Source organism: Gemmatimonadales bacterium, from assembly GCA_036500345.1.
Lineage (GTDB): Bacteria > Gemmatimonadota > Gemmatimonadetes > Gemmatimonadales > GWC2-71-9 > Palsa-1233.
The window spans coordinates 56,152-77,807 of sequence record DASYCE010000008.1 but is presented as its reverse complement, the minus strand read 5'-3'; the positions used below and the strand labels follow the sequence as shown (position 1 = coordinate 77,807).

At 67.2% G+C, this 21,656-nt stretch carries 18 protein-coding genes; 13 read left to right on the top strand and 5 right to left on the bottom strand.

Going from position 1 to position 21,656, the window contains the following annotated elements; translation table 11 throughout:
• Window positions 1-13 precede the first annotated feature (13 nt).
• From mfd to VGM20_04605, 3 genes are read right to left on the bottom strand one after another with little or no spacing between them, the layout of a single operon-like run.
• The gene (gene mfd, locus VGM20_04615) at window positions 14-3,283 is read right to left on the bottom strand and encodes a transcription-repair coupling factor (protein HEY4100143.1); all 3,270 of its coding nucleotides are present in this window, start codon (window positions 3,281-3,283) and stop codon (window positions 14-16) included.
• Window positions 3,284-5,062 (bottom strand): VWA domain-containing protein, encoded by a 1,779-nt coding sequence (locus VGM20_04610; protein ID HEY4100142.1) that lies wholly within the window; start codon window positions 5,060-5,062, stop codon window positions 3,284-3,286. It abuts the gene before it with no gap.
• Window positions 5,059-5,952: a DUF58 domain-containing protein gene (locus VGM20_04605; GenBank protein HEY4100141.1), complete on the bottom strand. Its 894-nt coding sequence runs from the start codon at window positions 5,950-5,952 to the stop codon at window positions 5,059-5,061. The genes VGM20_04610 and VGM20_04605 overlap by 4 nt, the downstream gene beginning before the upstream one ends.
• Before the next feature lie 105 nt (window positions 5,953-6,057).
• On the opposite strand from VGM20_04605, the gene VGM20_04600 reads away from it, so the two are divergent.
• Together VGM20_04600 and VGM20_04595 are read left to right on the top strand one after the other, a co-directional pair.
• Window positions 6,058-7,665: a M28 family peptidase gene (locus tag VGM20_04600; GenBank protein HEY4100140.1), complete on the top strand. Its 1,608-nt coding sequence runs from the start codon at window positions 6,058-6,060 to the stop codon at window positions 7,663-7,665.
• Window positions 7,662-8,012: a carboxymuconolactone decarboxylase family protein gene (locus VGM20_04595; GenBank protein ID HEY4100139.1), complete on the top strand. Its 351-nt coding sequence runs from the start codon at window positions 7,662-7,664 to the stop codon at window positions 8,010-8,012. Before VGM20_04600 ends, VGM20_04595 begins: the two co-directional genes overlap by 4 nt.
• A gap of 9 nt (window positions 8,013-8,021) precedes the next feature.
• Here VGM20_04595 and VGM20_04590 read toward each other — a convergent pair whose 3' ends face one another.
• On the bottom strand, window positions 8,022-8,918 hold the full coding sequence (locus tag VGM20_04590; protein ID HEY4100138.1) for a DMT family transporter: 897 nt from the start codon (window positions 8,916-8,918) through the stop codon (window positions 8,022-8,024).
• Window positions 8,919-8,958: 40 nt separating this feature from the next.
• Here VGM20_04590 and lepA point away from each other — a divergent pair, with 40 nt between their 5' ends.
• Genes lepA through VGM20_04540 form a run of 10 tightly spaced genes read left to right on the top strand, consistent with a single transcriptional unit; the run spans window position 8,959 to window position 19,286 of the window.
• Window positions 8,959-10,758 carry a translation elongation factor 4 gene (gene lepA, locus VGM20_04585; protein HEY4100137.1) on the top strand — a complete coding sequence of 600 codons (1,800 nt, stop codon included), beginning with the start codon at window positions 8,959-8,961 and terminating at the stop codon, window positions 10,756-10,758.
• A 4-nt stretch (window positions 10,759-10,762) separates the two neighbouring features.
• Window positions 10,763-11,965 carry a glycosyltransferase family 1 protein gene (locus VGM20_04580; protein ID HEY4100136.1) on the top strand — a complete coding sequence of 401 codons (1,203 nt, stop codon included), beginning with the start codon at window positions 10,763-10,765 and terminating at the stop codon, window positions 11,963-11,965.
• Window positions 11,965-12,945: an ROK family protein gene (locus VGM20_04575; protein ID HEY4100135.1), complete on the top strand. Its 981-nt coding sequence runs from the start codon at window positions 11,965-11,967 to the stop codon at window positions 12,943-12,945. Before VGM20_04580 ends, VGM20_04575 begins: the two co-directional genes overlap by 1 nt.
• Window positions 12,945-13,910, top strand: coding sequence for a PfkB family carbohydrate kinase (locus VGM20_04570; protein ID HEY4100134.1), 966 nt, complete (start codon window positions 12,945-12,947; stop codon window positions 13,908-13,910). The genes VGM20_04575 and VGM20_04570 overlap by 1 nt, the downstream gene beginning before the upstream one ends.
• Window positions 13,907-14,809, top strand: coding sequence for an ATP-binding protein (locus tag VGM20_04565; GenBank protein ID HEY4100133.1), 903 nt, complete (start codon window positions 13,907-13,909; stop codon window positions 14,807-14,809). Before VGM20_04570 ends, VGM20_04565 begins: the two co-directional genes overlap by 4 nt.
• Window positions 14,806-15,351 (top strand): hypothetical protein, encoded by a 546-nt coding sequence (locus tag VGM20_04560; protein ID HEY4100132.1) that lies wholly within the window; start codon window positions 14,806-14,808, stop codon window positions 15,349-15,351. Before VGM20_04565 ends, VGM20_04560 begins: the two co-directional genes overlap by 4 nt.
• On the top strand, window positions 15,348-16,496 hold the full coding sequence (locus tag VGM20_04555; protein HEY4100131.1) for a PLP-dependent aspartate aminotransferase family protein: 1,149 nt from the start codon (window positions 15,348-15,350) through the stop codon (window positions 16,494-16,496). The genes VGM20_04560 and VGM20_04555 overlap by 4 nt, the downstream gene beginning before the upstream one ends.
• Window positions 16,493-17,179 (top strand): cell division ATP-binding protein FtsE, encoded by a 687-nt coding sequence (ftsE, locus tag VGM20_04550; protein HEY4100130.1) that lies wholly within the window; start codon window positions 16,493-16,495, stop codon window positions 17,177-17,179. Before VGM20_04555 ends, ftsE begins: the two co-directional genes overlap by 4 nt.
• Window positions 17,176-18,045, top strand: coding sequence for a permease-like cell division protein FtsX (locus VGM20_04545; protein HEY4100129.1), 870 nt, complete (start codon window positions 17,176-17,178; stop codon window positions 18,043-18,045). Before ftsE ends, VGM20_04545 begins: the two co-directional genes overlap by 4 nt.
• Window positions 18,042-19,286, top strand: a complete 1,245-nt coding sequence (locus tag VGM20_04540; protein ID HEY4100128.1) for a peptidoglycan DD-metalloendopeptidase family protein — start codon at window positions 18,042-18,044, stop codon at window positions 19,284-19,286. The genes VGM20_04545 and VGM20_04540 overlap by 4 nt, the downstream gene beginning before the upstream one ends.
• On the opposite strand, the gene VGM20_04535 is transcribed toward VGM20_04540, so the two are convergent.
• On the bottom strand, window positions 19,287-20,693 hold the full coding sequence (locus tag VGM20_04535) for a diguanylate cyclase (protein ID HEY4100127.1): 1,407 nt from the start codon (window positions 20,691-20,693) through the stop codon (window positions 19,287-19,289).
• A gap of 31 nt (window positions 20,694-20,724) precedes the next feature.
• Between VGM20_04535 and VGM20_04530 the strand changes: the two genes are divergently transcribed.
• Window positions 20,725-21,636, top strand: a complete 912-nt coding sequence (locus VGM20_04530; GenBank protein HEY4100126.1) for a deoxyribonuclease IV — start codon at window positions 20,725-20,727, stop codon at window positions 21,634-21,636.
• Window positions 21,637-21,656: the final 20 nt, after the last annotated feature.

Here is a 21,656-nt window from a genome sequence, read left to right as displayed (position 1 = left end):
AATGAATGCCGGCTCACGCCGCCACCTGCCGCAGCGCTCGAACCAGCGATGGCACCAACGCTTCGCCGCCCAGCCGTAACAGCCGGAGCGACAGCGGCACCGTCCGCCGCACCTCGGCGGCGAGTTGGACATCATCAAGCGCCTGGGTCAAACCAGCCAGGCGCGGGGCCGCTCCATGCCGGAACGTGAGCCGCGCTTCGTCGCCGCGCACCAGAACGTGCTGCAGCCCCAGGCGAGCACCCATCGTCCGCAACCGGCCCATGTCGAGCAATGCGTCGGCCTCGACCGGAGGGGTCCCGAAGCGATCGCGCAGCTCGGCACGAAGGTCATCAATGTCGCCCGGTGCCGACGCCCGCGCCAGTCGGCGGTAGAGGTCGAGCTTGGTGGCGTCATCCGGGACATACGTGTCCGGGAGGTGCGCCGGGGTATCGAAGACCACGTCGGGCGGCGGGGGGAGTTCACCCTCGACCCGCCCCTTCATCGCCGTCACCGTCTCCTCCAGCCAGCGGAGGTAGAGGTCGAACCCGACCGCCTGGGCGTGCCCGGACTGTTCCGACCCGAGCAGGTTCCCCGCTCCGCGCAACTCGAGATCCTTGAGCGCGATCCGGTACCCGGCCCCGAGATCAGTATGATGCTCCAGCACCTTCAGCCGTTCCTCCGCCGCCGGGTCGATCAGGTCGGGGACCACGAGGTAACAGAACGCCCGGCGGTGCGACCGCCCGACACGACCTCGCAGTTGATAGAGCTGTGCCAATCCGAATCGATGGGCATCGTGCACGATCATCGTGTTGGCGTTGGGAACGTCGAGTCCCGATTCGACGATCATCGTCGACACGAGGATGTCGACGTCGCCCACCACGAAACGCCGCATGACCTCTTCGAGTTCGTCGGCCGGCATCTGGCCGTGGCCGAGCGCCACGCGTGCGCGCGGTGCCAGCGCCCTGGCTCGCGCCACGATCGTCGCAATCGTCTCGATCCGGTTGTGGACGAAGAAGACCTGGCCGCCGCGGTCGAGTTCGCGCGCAATCGCTTCGTCGAGCAGCCCGTCGTCCCACGGTTCGACGAAGGTCAGAATCGGTGAGCGGTCGCGCGGCGGCGTTTCGATCACGGTGAGATCGCGGAGCCCCGCCAGCGAGAGATGCAGCGTCCGCGGGATCGGCGTAGCCGTGAGGGTCAGCACGTCGACCGCCAGCCGCAGCTGCTTGAGCCGCTCCTTGTGCTTCACGCCGAAGCGATGCTCCTCGTCGACGATCAGCAGGCCGAGATCCTTGAACATCACGTCCTTGGAAAGGATCCGGTGCGTGCCGATCACGATGTCGAGCTCACCAACGGCGAGCTTGCGGACCGTTTCCTTCTGTTCCTTGAGCGTGCGGAAGCGTGAGAGGACCTCGATCTTGACCGGATAGTCGGCGAGGCGGTCGGCGAAGGTGCGGAAATGCTGCTCGGCGAGAATCGTGGTCGGGACGAGCACCGCGACCTGCTTGCCGCCCGCCACCGCCTTGAACGCGGCGCGCACCGCGACTTCGGTCTTGCCATAGCCGACGTCGCCGACAAGGAGCCGGTCCATCGGCATCGGCCGTTCCATGTCACGCTTGATCGCTTCGGAGGCGGTGCGCTGGTCCGGCGTGTCCTCGTAGAGAAACGACGATTCGAGTTCACGCTGCCAGCGAGTGTCGGGCGGGAAGGCGTAGCCCGCGACCGACTTTCGCCGCGCGTAGAGATCGAGAAGCTCCGCCGCCATCGCCTGGATCGCCTGCCGGGTCCGTTCGCGCACCTTGCGCCACTGTGTCCCCCCGATCCGATGCAGCTTGGGCGGCGGATGATCGCCATCATCGTCGGCGGCGCGATATCGCTCCAGCTGGTCGAGACGATAGAGCGGGACGTTCAGCCGGTCGCCGCCCTCGTACTCCAGTACGGCGACCTCGATCACGCCGCCCTCGACGGTGATCGCGGCAATTCCGCGGTAGATCCCGATACCGTGCTCGAGATGCACCACATAGTCGCCGAGCGCCAGCGTTCCCGTCACCGTCGACGGCGCTGCCTGCCGGTATCGTCGCGACCGGCGCAGGCGGCGAGCGCGACGGAAGATTTCGTGATCGGTGAGGACGCGAAGCGTCGGCATCACGAACCCGCCGTCGAGGGCGCCGACGACGAGCGTCGTCCCCGCCGGCCGGAAGCCGTTGTCCTCGAGCAGCTCGTCGAGCCGCTCACGCTGCCCTTCATTGTCGCACAGGATCAGCGTCGGCGTGCCGTGCCCCAGCATGGCGCGCAGGCGATTCAGGTCACGATCGACCTTCTCCGGCGGGAAGAAGCCGACCTGCAGGTCGGCCGGCTCGTCGCGGAGCACCAGCCTGGCAAAGGCCGCCACGCGCTGGCGCCACTCTGACGGATCGACAAACAGCTCCTCGCGCCGCGGCGTCTCTTCGCCCAGGCGCCGCGCGATCTCGAGATGATGCTCCGCTTCGCGCCACGCACGGTCGACCTCTTCCTCGTCGGGATGCGAGGCATCCTCGAGGAGCAGAGTGTCGGTGGGAAGGAGCTCGAGCAGCGATTTCCGCGCCGTCGGGCCTCCCATCGTCACGACGCGATCGGCGTTGCTCCGGATCGGGAGCACCGTGATCTCCTGCATCTCCGCCGCCGAGCGCTGCGTGGTGAGGTCGAACGCGCGGATCGAGCTGACCGCGTCGCCCCACCATTCCAGCCGCGCCGGCGCCGACATCCCGAATCCGTAGATGTCGACGATCCCGCCGCGGACCGAGAATTCCGCCACTTCGGTCACTGCCGCAACGCGATTGTAGCCCATCGCACCGAGCGATTCGATCAGGTCGCGGAGCGGCAGCTCGGCTCCCACGCCGATCTGCAATCGCAGCGCTTCCAGCGACGACGGAATCGCCGTCCGCTCCGCACTCGCTCGCGCCGTCGTGATGAGGATCCGGAGTTCGCCGCGAAGGAGCGCCTCGATGGTCTCGACCCGTTCGCCGGCGATTTCGAAGTGCGGCTCGTCCTCGCCAAGTGCTTCGCGCTGCGGGTACAACGCGACGCCGTCACTGGCGAGATGCTGCAGATCGGTGAACCATCGTTCGGCGTCGGCGGGCGTCGCGGCGAGGACAGTGACGAGGCGGCCGCGAAGCGTGTCGCCGGCGAGCCAGGTGGCGAGCACCGCTCCGCTCGAACCGGGCAAACCGGCGAGACGAAGGGTGCGACCGCGCGCAGGAATCCGTTCCGCCAGCGCACGAACCGTGGCACAGCGGTCAAAGGCTTCAAGGATGGGACGCAGCGTCATTCAGTCTCGTCTACGAACGCGGCCGGCCAGTACCGTCTCGACCAGGACGCAGCACAGCGCCAACAAGAGCAGGGCGCCGCGCAGATCTGCGCGACTCCCGGCGGTGAATGCCAACGCGGGTCCATCCCGCAGTCCCGCGATCGTGCTGCCCGGCCAGAGGGCATGCACCTCGCGATCGGTGGCGCGCGTGAGATCGGATTCTCGCGCGTCGAGTCGAATCGCGACGGCGCCCAAGGTATCCGTACCGCCGAGCAAATGGAACACGCCGGTTTCCTGCGGCACCCATCGACCGGCGACGCGGACGACAGTGCCGTTGTGCGCGATGGCAGTGACCTGCGGGGGAAGGGTGACCGGCTCCCCGGCGATGCCGTCAGGGATCTGGAGTTCACCGACCGCCGCCCCGGTGAGCAGCGCATCGATGAACGGAACGAACGATGCCGAGAGCGGCAACGCCGTCCAGGTCGGGTCGAGACGCGATCCCACCAGCACCAGTCCGCCGCCGCGCACGACCCACGGATCGCCATTGACCGACGCAAGGATCTCCGCCGACGGGCCGGTCGCCTGCAGCATGTAGCGGCGCGTGACCGCGTCCCGCGCGGGAAGGAACGACGACGAATCGATCCGCTGCGCCGCGCCAATCAGCGCGCCGAATCGCCACGGCACGCCTCGCGCCGCGAGCGCGCGATTGATCGCGCCGATCCTCGCCGGGTCAGCCGGGGGGAGCACGACGCCGCGCCCCGGGCCGGGATCGCCGAGATGAATCCCGTTGCCGCGACGGATCCGTCCGTCGGCGGCGAGGACTGTTGCCGCAGCGTCGACGTAGCGGTCGGTCGTGTCCCACGACACCAGCGCCGGCGGCACCACATGCACCGGCACTGCAAGCCGATCATCGAGGCGGAATTCGTCCGGTGGTAGCGACGCCGAGATCTCGTTCCATCCGGCAGGAAGGGTCCCGACATGCTGCACCGAGGGAGTGCCGGGAATGACGAGTACGTCGCGGAGCGGGCGCCCGCCAACCGCAAGAGTCACCGGCGATGCCGCTGTATCATTGGACACTATAGTGAGCGTCAGGTGGCCACCGGCGGCGTCCCACGGCTGCGATCCGGCGGAGAGATGGACCACGCCGCGATTCGCCGGCGACGATGTGGTCGGCCGGATCACCAGCACCGGCCCGCTTCCGCGCGCCACACCGAGCGCGGTGCGCTGCAGCGGCGAGACGAGGGCGACTTCACCGGTGCGTCCGCTACTGCGGATCAGGTCGCGCGCGGTCGAGATGGCGCGGCCGAGATCGAGGCGCGCCGCTTCTGTTTTCAGCGCGGCAAGGTGCTGGCGCAGTTGCGATGGTGTGCCGGTCCGGGCGATGCCGTCGGCGGCCACGAGCCAGACGCGATCACCGGGAAGGGCACGATCGAGCACGCCTGATGCCGCGCGCACCAGCGCGGTGAGCTGCGATTGCCCGTCGACCACCACTGCACTCGCCGCGGAATTGTCCACCACGAGGACCAGCGCGCTCGGCACGTGGGTTCCGAGGCGCGTCTTTCGCATCGTCATCCCGGCGGCGGCGAGGACCAGCGCGAGAATCAGCAGCGTGCGGACGAGGAGGAGGAGCCAGTGCCGGAGTTGCAGTCGGCGCTGCTCATGTTGCGTGGCGTCCTGGAGATAGCGCACGGCGGGAAATCGCACTTCCGGGACGTCGTGGCGCTGTACCAGATGGAGCAACAGCGGCAGCGCGGCAGCGACGAGTCCCGCGAGCGCCCACGGCAGCGTGAAGGAGATCACGCCCGCAACGCGCGGCTCAGCGCCGGACCAAAGGGCGTGTCGGTCGTCACCAGTGCGTAGCGAACACCGGAGGCGCGGCATGCCTCACCCCACGCGCGCACCACGCCGCGTACCGTCTGCCGGTATGCATCAGCCCATTCCGTTGGCGCGAGGGTCACGTTCGCGTCCGACTCGAGATCGCGAAAACGGGTCTCGGTGCCGCGCGCAAGTTCGAGTTCACCGGGATCGGCGATGTGCAGCACCAGCACCTGGTGCCCGCGATGACGGAGATAGCGCAGCGCCTTGATGGCGAGGTCACGATCGAAGAGGAGATCGGAGATGAAGATCACGAGGCCGCGACGGCGCAGCGCGCCGACCACCTGTCGCAGCGCCGGCTCTGCCGCCGTGCCGGCGCCAGCCGTCGTATCGGCGAGCGTCCGCGCGATCAGGCTCCAGTGCCCGCTGCGGATTCGCGCCGGCGTGACGGAACGTACCGACGCATCGAAGGTGATGAGCCCGGCGGCGTCGCGCTGCCGCACCAGCACCAGCGACAGCGCCGCGGCGAGCCGGGTGGCGTATTCGATCTTGCTCAATCGATCAGGCGCGCCACTCCATCCCATTGATGCACTCGCATCGAGGACAAGCATCGCCCGAAGGTTGGTCTCTTCCTCGAATTGCTTGACGTAGAGTCGGTCGGTGCGCGCCAGCAGCTTCCAGTCGACGTAGCGTGGTTCGTCACCCGGCTGATATTGCCGGTGTTCCGCGAATTCGACCGAGAAGCCGCGTCGCGGCGAGCGATGCTGTCCGGCGAGGAACCCCTCGACAATGCCGTCGGTCACGACTTCGAGGCCGCCGAGTCTCGCGACTTCGGCCGGATCGAGTAGGTCGGGACGGAGAGCGTGCGGCGTCATGCCGGGGAAGGTAGCCGAATCTCGAACGCGCCCGCACCCCGTGCGATGCCGCTCCCCGCCAGTGCCCCGGCGTATCTTTGCTGCTGACATTCGCATCGAGGACCGATGTTCCGATCATGCGCAGGACTTGCCCTTGTGACGATCGCCGCCGCGGCGTGCGGCGGGCATCGTCCGGCCGCGGTACCGCAGCCAGCACCCGGGAGCGTCGCGACCGACGCCGAGATCCGCGCCGCCGGCGCGCTGATCACGCCGGAGAAGGCGCTGCAACGGATTTCGGTGATCGCCGATGACTCGATGGAGGGGCGGAACACGCCGAGTCGCGGGCTGGAGCTCACGGCGCGATACCTCGCCGACAATTATCGCCGGTGGGGATTCACCCCCCTTGGCGACAGCGCCACCTTCCTGCAGCGCTACACGCTGGGGCGGGTGCGGCCGGAGCCGACCACATCGACGTTGATCGTGTCGGGCGGCGGCAACACGCAGCGCTTTCCGCTCACCACCTGGGCGACGGTCTCCGGACCGATGACCGCAACGCCGATCACTGGCCCGGCGAAGCTGATCTCGGGCGCGGTCACGGCGGTCGACATCGCTCCGCTCAATCTCGCCGGGACGCTGGTCGCGTTCATCCAGAATCCAGCGCGCGCCGCCGACAATCAGCAGGTCACTCGCGCCATCATACAGAAGGGGCCCGCGGCACTGGTGATCTTTCAATCGACCGATCCCGCGGCGTTCCGCGCCACCGTCGCCGCGGTGATGCGCGATGGAAACCCGCGGCCGGTCGTCGAGGGGGTGCCGACGACCGGCGTCCTCACCGTCGTGGCGCACGACTCGCTGATTGCGGAGCTGCAGAACCTTCCCGACTTCGCGGCGATGCGCGCGTCGCCGACGCCGGTGATCATGGATGTGCCGCCGCAGGAAGAAATCACGATCATCGCCAAGGACGAGACGGTCTCGCGCAACAGCGCGCCGAATGTGGTGGCCGTCTTCCCGGGAACCGATTCGGTGCTCAAGCACGAGTACGTCGTCTTCTCCGGACATATGGATCATGTCGGCCGCGCCGGTGACGGCGTCGGCGGGTGCAGCGCGAAGGGGGCCGACAGCATCTGCAACGGCGCCGACGATGACGGCTCCGGGACAACCGGTGTGCTGTCGATCGCCGAAGCGGTGGCGAGCCTCAAGGGGCACACTCGCCGCTCGATCATCATCCTCAATGTCTCGGGTGAGGAGAAGGGGTTACTCGGCTCGGCGTACTTCGTGGCGCACCCGCCGGTGCCGCTCGGGAATATCGTCGCCGACATCAACATGGACATGATCGGCCGGAACAGTCCCGATTCGATCGTGGTGATCGGGAAGGAGCACTCGGACATGGGGCAGACGCTGGCGCGCGTCGACGCCGCGCATCCCGAGCTGCACCTGATTGCGTCGGACGATATCTGGCCGGAGGAGAGCTTCTACACGCGGTCGGATCATTTCAACTTTGCCCGCAACGGCGTGCCGGTCCTCTTCTTCTTCAATGGCACGCACCCGCAGTATCATCGTCCTGATGATGAAGTGAAGCTGATCGACACGAGCAAATTGTCGCGCGTGGCGCAGCTCGCCTTCTACCTCGGCATCGAGATCGCCAATTCGCCGACCAAGCCGGAGTGGAACCCGCAGAGCTACCAGACGGTGGTGATCGAGCATCGCGCGCCGCCGGTGAGCCGCCGGCCATGAGCGACGAGACGAGTACCATCGAGGAGTTCAACGCCTTCCGCTCGAAGATGAACGACATCATCCTCGGCGCGGGGAATCTCACCATCAACCGGTTCTTTGCGCTCGACCATCGCGCCTACGAACCGGGCGCGCTCGGCACGAAGACGAAGGAGATGCTGGGGCTGGTGTCGAGCCTGGTGTTGCGCTGCGACGACTGCATCACGTATCACGTGATCCGGTGTCATGAAGAAGGCGTCACGAGGGAGGAGTTCCTCGAGATCTTTTCGGTGGGCTTGGTGGTGGGGGGGAGCATCGTGATCCCGCATCTGCGGCGGGCGATGGCGCGGGTGGAAGCGCTCCAGCCCTAGCACGTTGTCTCACCCCTCCGGCGGCACCGCCCCGCCGGTCAGCAGCACCCCGCCCACGATCAGCGCCCCGCCCACCACATGGATCCACCCCGGCCGCTCGCCGAGCATCACGATCGCGATCACCGTCGCCACCAGCGGTACTATGGTATTGAATACTACAGTGCGCGCCGCGCCGAGCATCGCCACGCCGCGGTTCCAGAAGGTGTACGCCGCCACCAGCGACAGTAGCGACGAGTAGAACAGTCCCGCCCACGGCGCGGCCCCGATATGCAGCCACGGCGTATGGCGGATCGCGGGAATCCCGACAATGACCAGCCCCGGCGTCCCGGTGTACATCGTCCACGCGGTCAGTCGCAGCGGCGACATCGCCAGGTTCCACCGCCGCAGCATCAGGGTGTACGCCGTCCACATCACCACCGCGCCGAGGAGCAGCTCCTCGCCGGTGCCGAAGCCATGGTCGAGCGACCCGCCGCGGCCGAGGACCACTGCCACCACACCGGCCGTCGCCACCAGGACCGCAATCCGCTGCTTGGTGGTGACTCGTTCGATCCCCAGCACCCCGGCGGTCATCGTCACCAGCGCCGGCATCCCGGCGATGATCAGCGAGCTCTTGATCGCCGAGGTGCGCTGGAGCCCTTCCATGAAGCAGATCTGATAGATGGTGTTGCCGATCACGCCGAGGCAGACGAGCTGCCAGAACGCTCCGCGCGGCAGCGGTGCCGGCCCTTCCACCACCCGGACAACCATCCAGAAGACCGTCGAGGCGATGAGGAACCGCAGGGCGGTGAAGGCGAGCGGATCGAGCTGGGTGAAGGCGATCTTGGCCGCGGTGAAGTTGCCGGCCCAGAAGAGGACGACGAACAGCATCCCGACCTGGGGTGAAAGACCGCGGCGGCCCGGTGTCATTGGGGCGAGAATATAGTCCGGGCCGCTTCTATATTTGCGCATGGATCAGGCACGCGTTCGAAACTTCTGTATTGTGGCGCATATCGATCACGGCAAGTCGACCCTTGCCGACCGGCTGATCGAGATCACCGGCACCGTGGCGAAGCGCGACATGCGGGAACAGCTCCTCGACACGATGGACCTCGAGCGCGAGCGCGGGATCACCATCAAGCTCAACGCCGTGCGGATGGGTTACACCGCGCGCGACGGCGTCGAGTACGAGCTCAACCTCATCGACACGCCGGGGCACGTCGACTTCACCTACGAAGTGTCGCGATCGCTCGCGGCATGCGAAGGCGCGATCCTCGTGGTCGACGCGTCGCAGGGGATCCAGGCACAGACGCTGTCGAACCTCTTCCTGGCGCTCGATGCCGGGCTCGAGATCATCCCGGTCCTCAACAAGATCGATCTCCCCGGCGCCGAGCCGGAGCGGCGCGCCAAGGAGATCATCGACCTGATCGGTGCCAAGCGCGAGGAGATCCTCGCGGTGTCGGCGAAGGACGGGACCGGCGTTCCCGAACTCCTCGAAGCGATCGTCGCCCGCGTCCCCGCACCGCGCGGAACCGCCAGTGCGCCGCTTCGCGCGTTGATCTTCGACTCGTACTATGACCGCTACCGGGGCGTGATCCCCAGCGTGCGCGTCGTCGACGGCACGCTGCGCCCCGGCATGCAGGTCGCGTTCGGTGCACATCCGGGTGATGTCTACGAGGTCGACGAAGTCGGAGTGCTCACGCTCGGGCAGCGCCGCACCGACCAGCTCGCCGCCGGCGAAGTCGGCTATGTCATCGCCAATCTTCGCGACGTGCGCGACGCGCGTGTCGGCGATACCGTCTTTGACGCGGCGCAGCCTGCCGGCGAACTCCTCCCGGGATATCGGGAGGTCAAGTCGATGGTCTTCGCCGGCGTCTATCCGACCGACGCCGCGCAGTACGAAGACCTTCGCGACGCTCTGGAGAAATTGCGACTCAACGACGCATCCCTCCAATACGAGCCGGAATCATCCACCGCGCTCGGCTTCGGCTTCCGCTGCGGATTCCTCGGCCTGCTCCACCTCGAAATCGTCCAGGAGCGGCTGGAGCGCGAGTTCTCGCTGTCGCTGATCACCACGGTCCCGACGGTGGAATACCACGTCTTCCGCACCGACGGCGAGATGATGCTGGTGGAGAATCCCAGTGCCCTTCCCGACCCCGCCAACATCACGCGGATCGAGGAGCCATACGTCCGTGCGCGGATCATGGCGCCGTCGGAGTACATCGGCGGGATCATGAGCCTGGGGCAGGAGCGGCGCGGCGACTATCTCGGCATGACCTATCTCGACGCCTCGCGCGTCGAATTCACCTTCGACTTCCCCTTGGGCGAGATCGTCCTCGATTTCTACGACAAGCTGAAATCGATTTCCCGCGGCTACGCGTCGCTCGACTACGAGCTGGCGGGGTTCCGCGAATCGCCGCTGGTGAAGCTCGACATGCTTCTCAACGGCGACCCGATCGACGCCTTCAGCGTGATCATCCATCGCGACAAGGCGTACGAGTGGGGACGCAAGATCGCGGAGAAACTGAAGGAACTGATTCCGCGGCAGCTTTTCGCGGTGGCGATCCAGGCGGCGATCGGCAACAAGGTGATCGCTCGCGAGTCGATTTCGGCGCTGCGGAAGGACGTCCTCGCCAAGTGCTACGGCGGCGACATCACCCGGAAGCGCAAGCTCCTGGAAAAGCAGAAGGAAGGAAAGAAGCGGATGAAGCAGGTCGGCAGCGTGGAGATTCCGCAGGAGGCGTTCCTGGCCGTGCTTCAGGTCGACTAGCGCCGTGACTGCACCGCGGATCGGGTTCGACGCGGTCCGCGCCCTGCGCAACCGCACCGGCTTGGGAAGCTATTCGCGCGGCGTCCTCGCCGGCCTGCGACGCGCCAACCCTGCCCTCCCGATGCATCTCTATTCGCCGCGGACACCCCGGCCCGAGTTCGCGGCGCTCCCCGAAACACTTGGCGCCGAACTCCATCTGCCGCCGCGGCGTTGGCAGCGCTTCGGCGTTCGCGCGATCTGGCGCACCTTCGATCTTGGGCGCGACGCGGCAACCGACGCGATCGATCTCTACCACGGCCTCAGCCATGAGATCCCCCGCGACCTGCCAGCCACCGGGATCCGGTCGGTCGTGACCTTTCACGACCTTATCTATGAGGCGCATCCGGGATGGTTCCCGATCGCCGATCGCTGGAGCTATCGCTGGCGGTATCGGTGGAGCGCGCGCCACGCCACGGCGGTCGTTGCCGTGAGCGCCAGGACCCGGCAGGAACTGATCGATCGCTACGAGATCGATCCGTCGCGGATCGCCGTCGTCCCGCCGGCGCGCAATCCGGCCTTTGCGGCGCCGATCCCGGCGCCGGAGCGTGAGGCCGCGCTCGCGCGCTACGGGCTGCCGTCGGAATACCTGCTCAGTGTGGGCACGCTGGAAGCCCGGAAGAACCACGCGGTCCTCGTCGCCGCGATGGCGCTGCTGCCGCCCACCGCCACCCTCCCGCTGATCCTGGTGGGCCGCGACGGCGGCGAAGGCCCCGCGTTGCGCCGTGCGATCGCGGCAGCTGGGCTCGATCGGCGGGTCCGGATTCTCACGACAGTTTCGGCGGAAGATCTTCCGGCGCTCGTACAATCTGCCGCGATCGCATTGTATCCGTCGCGAATCGAGGGATTCGGGATGCCGATCGTGGAGGGGCAGAGTGCGGGGATCCCGGTGATCGCCGCGGCCGGCGGGCACCTGCACGAAGCCGGTGGAAGCGCCGCCCGATATGCCGATCCTGAGAACCCCGCGGCGTGGGCAGAGACGATCGCCTCGATCCTTGGCAATTCCAGCGTTGCCACTGCGATGCGGCGCGACGGCGCGGCCCACGCGCGCCGGTTTGATGGCGACCGGCTGGCGCCGCAGCTTCTGGCCATCTACGATGCTGTTCTCACCGGCGCGCAGCTCCCGGCAACTACAGATCTCTCCGAGGCAAGCATGGAACGGATCCGCTGATGCAGTGGATCATCGGGATCGATATCGGCGGGACCAATTGTGTCGTCGGCGCGGTCGCGGTCGATGGCTCACGCGTGGTGGGCGATCGTTCCCGCCCGACGCGGCCGGAGCGCGGTTCCGCCGCGGTGATCGCCGATCTCGTCGAGATGACCGCCGAGGCGACCGCCGCGGTGCGGAAGGCCGATCAGTCCGCGGAGATCCTCGGCGTCGGCGCCGGTGCGCCCGGTCCGCTCGATGTCTCACGCGGGATCGTCCTCGTCACCCCGAACCTCGGCTGGACCAACCTCCCGCTGCGCGACGAACTGGCGCGCGGCACCGGGATGGCAACCGCGATCGAGAACGACGCCAACTGCGCCGTGCACGCCGAGACGTGGGTCGGCGCCGCGAAGCATGGAAAACAGGTGATCGGCCTCACCCTCGGCACCGGCATCGGCGGCGCGCTGGTGCTCGACGGCGTGCTGTATCATGGAGCGTCGGACGCCGCCGGCGAGTTCGGTCACATGGTGATCGACTTCAACGGCCCCAGGTGTGGCTGCGGCCAGCACGGCTGCCTCGAAGTCTTCGCGTCGGGCAAGAACATCGCGCGCCGGGCGCGCGAGCGGCTGCAGGGGAGCGCGCCAAGTGCGCTGCGCGAGATGGCCAGCGGCGACCTCACCGCGATCACCGCCGAGCTCGTCTACCATGCGGCCGCAGCAGGTGACCCACTCGCCCAGCAGGTGGCGGACGACACGGCACGGTATCTTGGAATCGGCGTGGCGAACCTCCTCAACATCTTCAACCCCGACGTGGTCGTGATCCTGGGCGGCGTGACCCATGCGCACGCTCAGCTTTTCGAGCCGCTCCGACGCGAAGTCGCCGCGCGCGCGTTCCCGTCGGCGGTTGCGGCATGCACCATCGTTCCCGGCGCGCTCGCCGGCCTCGCCGGCGTGTACGGGGCGGCGCGGGCGTTCCTCGATCAGCGGGCGAGCGGGGCCGTCTGATGCCACGCATCGGCGTGCTCGGTTCGCTCGTCTGGGATGAGATCCACGGTCGCGACCCGTCCGGAGCGGTCGCCGAGGAGTGGGGCGGAATCGCGTACGCGCTCGCCGGGATGGACGCGGCGCTGCCGCCCGACTGGGAGATGGTCCCGCTGGTCAAGGTCGGCCGCGACCTGGCGCCGCGCGCCGCCGAATTCCTCGGCACGCTGGAGCGTCTCGCGCCGACCGCACGCTGCATCGAAGTCCCGGTGGCGAACAACCGGGTGACGCTCTGGTATCAATCGGCCGAACGGCGCTGCGAACGGATGTCGGGAGGGGTGCCGGGGTGGACCTGGCCTGAGCTCGGGCCGCTGGTTCACGATCTCGATGCCCTCTACCTCAATTTCATCTCCGGATTCGAGATGTGCCTCGGCACCGCAGAGGCGCTCCGTCACGGATTCCGCGGACCGATCTACGCCGACCTTCACTCGCTCTTTCTCGGCATGCACCCGGACGGAATTCGGCGGCTGCAGCCGCTGCCGAATGCACCGGCGTGGTTCGCGCATTTTGATATGGTGCAGCTGAACGAAGACGAGATGCTCCAGCTCGGCCCCGACCCGTTGTCGATTGCTTCCGATGCGATCGCCGCGGGGGTCTCGCTGTTGAACGTGACGCTCGGTCCGCGCGGCGTGGCCTATGTCGCTCGCCCCGGTTTCGAGCGGCTCGACGTCCTCCACGGCTCGCCGCGCGACATCCCGCCGCGCGAAGCGATTCTCCGCACCGCGATCGTGGCGCCACCGGCGGTCGACCCGGGAGATCCCACCGGCTGCGGCGATGTCTTCGGCGCCACGTGCTGTGCCCGGCTTGTCGCGGGTGATGCCATCGCCGACGCGCTGGATGCGGCGAATCGCGCTGCGGCGCGCAGCGTCTCGTTCCGCGGTGCAGGTGGACTGGGACGCCACCTTCGCGGCGAACTGGTGCCAGCGTGACCCGCGTCGTTCCGGTTCCACAGCATCTCGATCATCTCTCCGTCGATCAGCTCGCGGCCGGTCTCGGGCCGTGGCCTCCCGAAGAGCGGATCCTGGTCGATGCTCATGCAACAGAGTGGGCGTCGCCGGCGGGATTCGTGGCGCTGCTGACATTGGGACAGGCGCTCGCCGAGCTTGGCGCCCCGACGCCGGAGCTGGCGCTTCCCGCCGCCGATGGCGTGGCGTCGTACTGGGCGAAGGCCGGCGTGCTCCGCGACGCCGAAAAGCTCTTTCAGGTGCACGGCAAGGTGCCGCGCCGTCGGGTGGACGAGACTAGCGACATCCTGCTGCCGCTGACGATCATTCGGAACGTCGCCGACGTGATGGAGATCGTCGGGCGTCTGACGGAACATGCAACGCAGATTCTCAAGCACGAACTGGAACTCGAGCCGAGCGTCGTCGGTGGATTCGGGCAATCGCTGTCGGAGGCGTGCCAGAATATCGTCGAACACGCCGGCACCGCGGGATGGGTCGCGGTGCATGTCTACGTATATCGCCGCCGGCTCGGCGGGCGAAAGGTGGCCGTGATCGCCGTGAGTGACGCAGGGATCGGCTTCCGCCGCTCGCTCGATGCGACGCAGAGCCGTCGCTTCGGCGACCGCTGGGGCGACGCCCAGGCGATTGAGACTGCGCTGATTCATGGCGTCTCGCGCTTCCGCGATCCCGGTCGTGGCCAGGGTTTCGCTGGGATCAAGCGCTATCTCGCCCGCTGGGAAGGAAAGATCTCGGTCCGCAGCGGCACGGCACGGGTGGCGATCGTCCCTGGCTGGGACGACGAATTGCCGCGCATGGAAAACTTGCCATGGTTTCCGGGATCACAGGTGACGATCGTCATCCCCGGCAAGGATCCGGCGGCATGAGCACGATCATCCGTCTCGATATCGTGCTACGCGAAGCGGTGTCGACGCCGTATCGCGACCTGGTGACCCGCCCCACCGGTGCCGCGGTGCGTCACCGCGTGCTCACCGTCCTGCGCGACACCGGCGACGACGACGCCGAACTCGACTTTTCCGAGGTCGGGCTGGTCGATTTCTCCTGCGCCGACGAGGTGGTTGCCAAGCTGCTGGTCGCGACGCTCGATCAGGGCGTGCCGCGGCTGGTGCTGCGCGGCGTGCAGGAGCACCACGCCGACGCGATCGAACAGGCGCTGTCACGGTACGATCTGCTCGTGGTCGCGATTCTCGTCAACGCGGTGCAGCCGCGCCTCCTCGGTGCGGCACCCGACGATTGGCGGACGGCGTTCGGTGCGCTCGACCGGATCGGCCGCGCCCCGATCAACCCCGTGGCGGACGCCCTCGACTGGCCGGTGAGCCGCGCCGCTGATGCGTTGCGTGGTCTCACGCAGCATCGCTGCGTCGTCTCGTACCCCGACGAAACTTTCGCCATTGGAGCCGTCGCATGACCCGCCGACACGGGTTGTCCACGATCTCGATTCACGGCAAGCCGCGCCGTGGCGACGACTGGAGTCCCGCCGTCCTCCCGATCTACCAGAGCGCGACCTTTCGCAATCCGCTCGGCAGCGACGACGAAGTCCTCTACACCCGCTACGGCAACAATCCCAACCAGGTCGAGCTCGCCACCAAGTACGCGCTCCTCGAGGGCGCCGAACGCGCCATCTTCGTGGCGAGCGGGATGGCGGCGACGGCACTGGGGCATCTCGCGGTGCTGCGGCCGGGAGATCATCTGGTCTCTGCCTTGTGGATCTACGGCGGGACCCGCGTCCTGTTCGACAATGAGTTCATCCGGCACGGCATCAGCATCACCTACGTCGATCCCGATCAACCACGGGCGTGGCGCAAGGCGATCCGCAAGAACACTCGCGCGATTTTCGTCGAGGCGCTCACCAATCCCGTGATGCGGGTGGTCAACGTTCCGGCGCTCTCCAAGCTGGCGCGCGAGCACGGGATCGCATTGATCGTCGATTCCACCTTTGCGTCACCGGTCAACTTCCGCCCGATCGAGCACGGCGCCGACATCGTCATCACCAGCGCCACCAAGTATCTCAACGGGCACAGCGACGTGATCGCCGGCGCCGTGGCCGCATCGGCGTCGATCATCGACGAAGTCACCCGGCTGATGCGGGCGTGGGGCCCGTCGATCGACCCGCATGCGGCGTGGCTCGTCTCGCGCGGACTCAAGACGATGCCGCTGCGCGTGGAGCGGGCCAACACCAATGCGATGGCGATCGCCAAGTGGGCGGCTTCGCGGCCGGAATTCGCAGCGGTGCACTATCCCGGGCTCCGTGCGCATCCGGATCATGCCATCGCGGCGAGACTCTTCGACGGGTACGGCGGACTGGTCGGGCTGGTGCTGAAAGGCGGCGCGCCGGCGGCGCACCGATTCCTGCAGCGGCTCAAGGTGATCACCCACGCGCCGTCGCTGGCCGGCGTCGAATCGCTGATCAGCGAGCCGCGTCTGACGTCGCACAAGGCGCTCAGCGCCGAGGACCGCGCGAGCCTGGGCATTCCCGACGGATTTCTCCGGCTCTCCTGCGGATGCGAGGACACTGAAGATCTGCTCAAGGACCTGGCGGACGCGCTGAAGTGATCCGATTCACGAAGGTCACCAAACAGTATCCCACCGGCACCGACTCGGCGCTCGGCGAAGTGTCCTTTCATGTCGGTCGCGGCGAATTCGTCTTCCTGACGGGGCATTCCGGCGCCGGCAAGACGACCGTGCTCAAGTTGATGTTCGCCGAAGAGCGGCCGACGTCGGGCGATGTCCGTGTGTCCGGATTCGGCATCGGTTCGCTCAAGCGCGACGAGGTTCCGAGGCTGCGGCGCCGGCTTGGCGTGGTGTTCCAGGATTTCCGGTTGCTGGAGGACCGCACCGCCGCCGAGAATGTGGCGTTCGCGCTCGAAGTCACCGGCGCGCGCCCCGACATCATCCCGGCGCGCGTCAACCGCGTCCTCGAACAGGTCGGTCTCTCGTCCAAGCTCGAAGCGCTGCCCCGCGAACTCTCCGGCGGCGAGCAGCAACGCGTTGCCATCGCGCGGGCGCTGGTGAATGATCCGCCGATCCTCCTCGCGGATGAACCGACCGGCAATCTCGACGAGCGGGCGACCCGCGGCGTCTTCCAGCTTCTCTGCGATATCAACACGTCGGGTACCGTCGTCGTCATGGCGACGCACGATCTCGATCTGGTACGGCACGCCGGGAAGCGGACGCTGGAGATGCGCGACGGCCGCCTCGTCTTTGATTCCGACGCCGACGCCACGGAGCAGTGGTGAATCTCGTCACCCGCGAAGCGCTGCAGTCGTTCACGCGCACCCGCACACTGTCGGCGCTGTCGGTGATCATGATCGCCTTCGCCCTCTTCGTGACCGGACTCTTCGGCCTGGTCGCACTCAACCTGCGCAGCGCGATGCGGCAGGTCGCCGAGCGGGTGCAGGTCGTCGCGTTCATCAAGCGTGATACGCCGAGCCAGCAGATCAGCGCCGCGATGTCGGACATTGCCGCGTTTCCGGAAATCCTCGGTGTGCAATACGTCTCCGAAGACAGCGCTCTCGCGCGCGCGCGGCGGGAACTGACCGAGTTCCAGGAGGCGTACAAGGACCTCGAGACCAATCCGCTGCCGCCGTCGATCGAGCTCACCCTGAAGCCCGAGGACCGCGACGCAACCCACGCCGCAGCGGTCGCGGAGCGGATGCAGGGGTTCGATTTCGTCGACGACGTGCGTTACGGGCAGGACTGGGTGAAACGCCTCGACTCGCTGCGCAACATCGCAGGACTGATCGGCCTGGCCATCGGCTTCGCCTTTGCGCTGGTGTCGATCGTCATCACCGGTGTGACCATCCGGATCACGGTCCTGCAGCGCGCCCGCGAGATCAGCATCATGCGGCTGGTCGGCGCCACCGACTGGTTCATTCGCGGCCCGTTCCTCCTTGAGGGCGCGATCAAGGGATTCCTCGGCGGCGTGGTGGCGACCCTCCTCTGCGCCAGCGTCTTCGCCCTCTTCAAGGCGCAGCGCATGGGGCTTGGCGTCGGCCTGTCGTTCTTCGGGCCGGGCGAGGTCATCCTGCTCGTCATCTTTGGCGTCCTGCTCGGCTTCGGTGGCTCGCTGGTATCGGTCGGTCGCCACCTGAGGAAGGTGTGATTCCCGCGGCGCCGGCGGCGTTCGCGCCCCGGTGGCAGCGGCGGACGTCGACGCTGGTTGTTGCCCTTGCCTCCCTCGTCTTCGTCGCTCTCCCGGCGTGGGCACAGCAGCCTGATCTCGCGCAATCGCGCAAACGCCTCGACGAAATCCGCCAGGAGCGGGTCACGCTCGAACGCCAGCAGCTTCAGTTGCAGGGGGAAGTGAGCGACGTCGGAGCGGCGCTGCGAAACCTCGAGCGTCAGCGCGACGCCACCAACCGGCTGGTCAACGAGATCGAACACCAGATCAGCGGCCTCGGATCGGAACTCGACCGGTCCTCCGCGGAACTGACGCTCGCGCAGGACAACCTCACCGATCGCAAGGCGGTGCTCCAGCGCCGGCTCGCCGACATCTATCGCCGCGGCCCGCTCTACACCTTCCAGGTGCTGCTGACGGCGGAGTCGTTCGGCGACCTGCTGACGCGCTACAAGTATCTCTACCTCACCTCGCGGCAGGATCGCGCGCTGGTCGACGACGTGACACGACTCAACCAGAACGTCCAGCGGGAGCGTGACCGGTTGCTCGGCGTCAAGTCACAGCTCGATGAGAGCCGGCAGGAACGCCAGACCGAGATGGACCACTACGACAAGCTGGCGCAGGACCGCCAGGCGCAACTCACCGACCTGCAGCGATCGTCGCAGCAGACGAAGCAGAAACTGACGGCCGCGCAGCGCGACGAGGCGACGATCACCGACCTGCTCGCGACGCTCGAGAAGAATGAACGCGCCAACGCGGGGATTCGTGCCGCGCGGCCGGAGACCGTCAACGCGCCGACGGCGACCAGCGGTATGTCGACGAGCGACATCGGCAAGCTCGATTGGCCGGTGGAAGGCGACATCGTGATCAACTTCGGGCCGGATACGCTCAAGGACGGCGGCGTGGTGCGCTGGACCGGCATCGGCATCGCGGCACCGGCCGGGACACCCGTCAAGGCCGTTGCCGCGGGAAAGGTCGTACGGGTGCAGCGCCTCTCGACCTACGGCCTCGGCGTGGTGCTCCAGCATGGCAACGGGTATTACTCGCTCTACTTCCAGCTGCAGGGGACCAACGTGAAGGAGGGAGAGCAGGTAGCACGCGGCGCGGTGGTCGGCACGGTGGGAGGACAGAATTCAGCGCTCAAGCGGCCGCATCTCTACTTCGAAATTCGTGGCGACAACCAGATTGCACTCGATCCGATCGCGTGGCTCAAGAGCCGGAACTGATTACGCCGCGCTGCCGATCCGCTCGACGTCCTGTTCCTTCCCCCGCAGCAACGCCTGTTCGACCAGCGAGAAGAGATCTTCGGGCTTGTGCACCCCGGCGTGCGGATAGGTCACGATGCCCGCAGTGAGGTGGCACCGGACGCCGAGATGTAGTTCGCCCAGACCAGCGGGACCGAGCTTCTCGCGGATCCGCGTGACGGTCAGGCGCGCACCTTCGAGATCGGTTTCAGGCAGGAGGAGGAGAAACTCCTCGCCGCCATATCGCGCCACGAAGTCGGGAGCGCGAAGTTCGCGCTGCAGCAGCCTCCCCAGATCGGCAAGAACGCGGTGCCCGCCATCCCGGCCGAGTCGTTCGTTGATCACCCGCATCCCGTCGACATCGAGGAGGACGAGTGCGAAGGTGACGTCGTAACGGCGCGCCCGCTCGAATTCCTCGCGGATCTTCCGGTCGAGCGCGTCGAGCGTGGCGCATCCCGTGAGCGGGTCGACCAGCGACGCGAGCGATTGCCGGCGCGAGATGGCGCCGCGGCGGTCGTCGGCATCGAGGAGCCGTGCCGTGGCACCCACAGCGAGTTCGGCGAACGCCAACGCGCCGGGATTCAGCGCAGTTTCACCGCGGCGCGTGCGCAGGACGATGGTCCCGATCGGCCGCCCCTGTGGCGACAACGGCAGTGCCGCGGCCGTCTCGTATTCCGCCGGTGGTCCACCGGCTTTGGTGCCGCCAGCGTCGGTCACCGGGGTGCCCGGGACGTCGCGCATGAAGACTGTTTCACCGCTCGACAGCGCTGCGACGGCAGCCGGCCACTTGTCGAGTTCGACGTCGATATCACGTACCTTCGGAGCGTCGGTTGCCGCGAGCAGCCTGCCGGTGGGACTTCCCTCGGCATGCAACAGACACGACACCGACCGGACGTCGAGCGCTGCGCCGAGCGATCGAACCAGGGCGTGGAGCATGTCGTCACGGTGCAGCTCGGTAGCGACGTCCTGCAGCACTTCGAAGAGCTTGAGGTCGTTGCCGCTGGGGCCGTTGAGTGCCGCGCGTGGTGCCACCAGGCGAGCGCGCAGCCGGGTGACCAGGAGCGGAGCTTCGATCGGCATGAGCATCGATTCGTCTGCGCCGGCTTCGGCGGCACGAATCAGGTCCTCCGGTTCGCCTTCGCCGATGAGGACGACAACCTGTGCGCCCGTTGCGCGGGCCGAGGTGAACGCTTCATTCAGGTGGTGGCGATCGCCGGCAAGGGTGCGGCAGGTGGCTACCACCAGCGACGGACGCGCCGGGAGATGATCGATATCGTCGGCCTCCGCGACCTGGAAACCGGCGTGAAGCAGGTCCCGCTCGAGACCGTCAGGGCGGGCGGCGTGATCGCCAAAGAACACGACCAACGGGCGGACCCCCCGATTCTTCATGGTCGGACGGGGCGACGCCGATGGAGATTCGATGAAACGACCGACTTCAGCCACGGAGCCTCGCCTGCAAAAGAACGCCACCTCGGGAAACCGCCAGCAGGAATATCTCGGTGCCCACGTCTCCACCGCCGGTGGACCGCCGACCGCGCCCGGGCGCGGGCGCGCGATCGGGGCGACGGCGATCCAGATTTTCACCAAGACGCCCAACATGTGGCGGGAACCGGTCATCACCGCCGAGATCGCTACGGCATTCGGGCGCGCCAGGGACGAACATGAACTTGTCGCGATTGTGTCGCACGATTCGTACCTGATCAATCTGGCGTCACCTGATCAGGCGCTGCGCGAAAAGTCGACGGTAGCGTTTCAAGGTGAACTGTCCCGATCTGAGGCCCTTGGCCTTAATGCCATCGTTTCCCACCCCGGCAACTTCCTCGATGACCGGGACGCCGGCCTCGAACGAAACGCCGCCGGGATCACCGAATCGCTCAGGAAGGTCCCCGGTCAGGTGAAGCTTCTGATGGAGGTGACCGCCGGAACCGGCACCGCGCTCGGCCGCTCCTTCGAGGAATTACGGACCCTGCGGGACCTGGTGGGTGAGGACGTCCGGGACCGCGTCGGCTTCTGCGCCGATACCTGCCACCTGTACAGCGCTGGGTACGACCTGGTGAACGACTATGACGGGGTGTGGGAGACCTGGGATCGAATCCTGGGGCTCGAGCTCCTCGGCTGCATCCACCTGAACGATTCGAAGACGCCGTTCGCCTCGCACCGCGACCGGCACGAGCTGATCGGTGAGGGGTCGCTGGGAGTGGAGCCGTTCCGGCGCCTGATGAACGACTCGCGCTTTGCAAGCATTCCCAAGGTCCTCGAAACGCCGAAGGGCGATGACGAGACGACCAACGACCGGCGCATGCTCGACCTGCTGCGGAGTCTGGTCAGCTGATTTGACGCGATGGCTGGTTT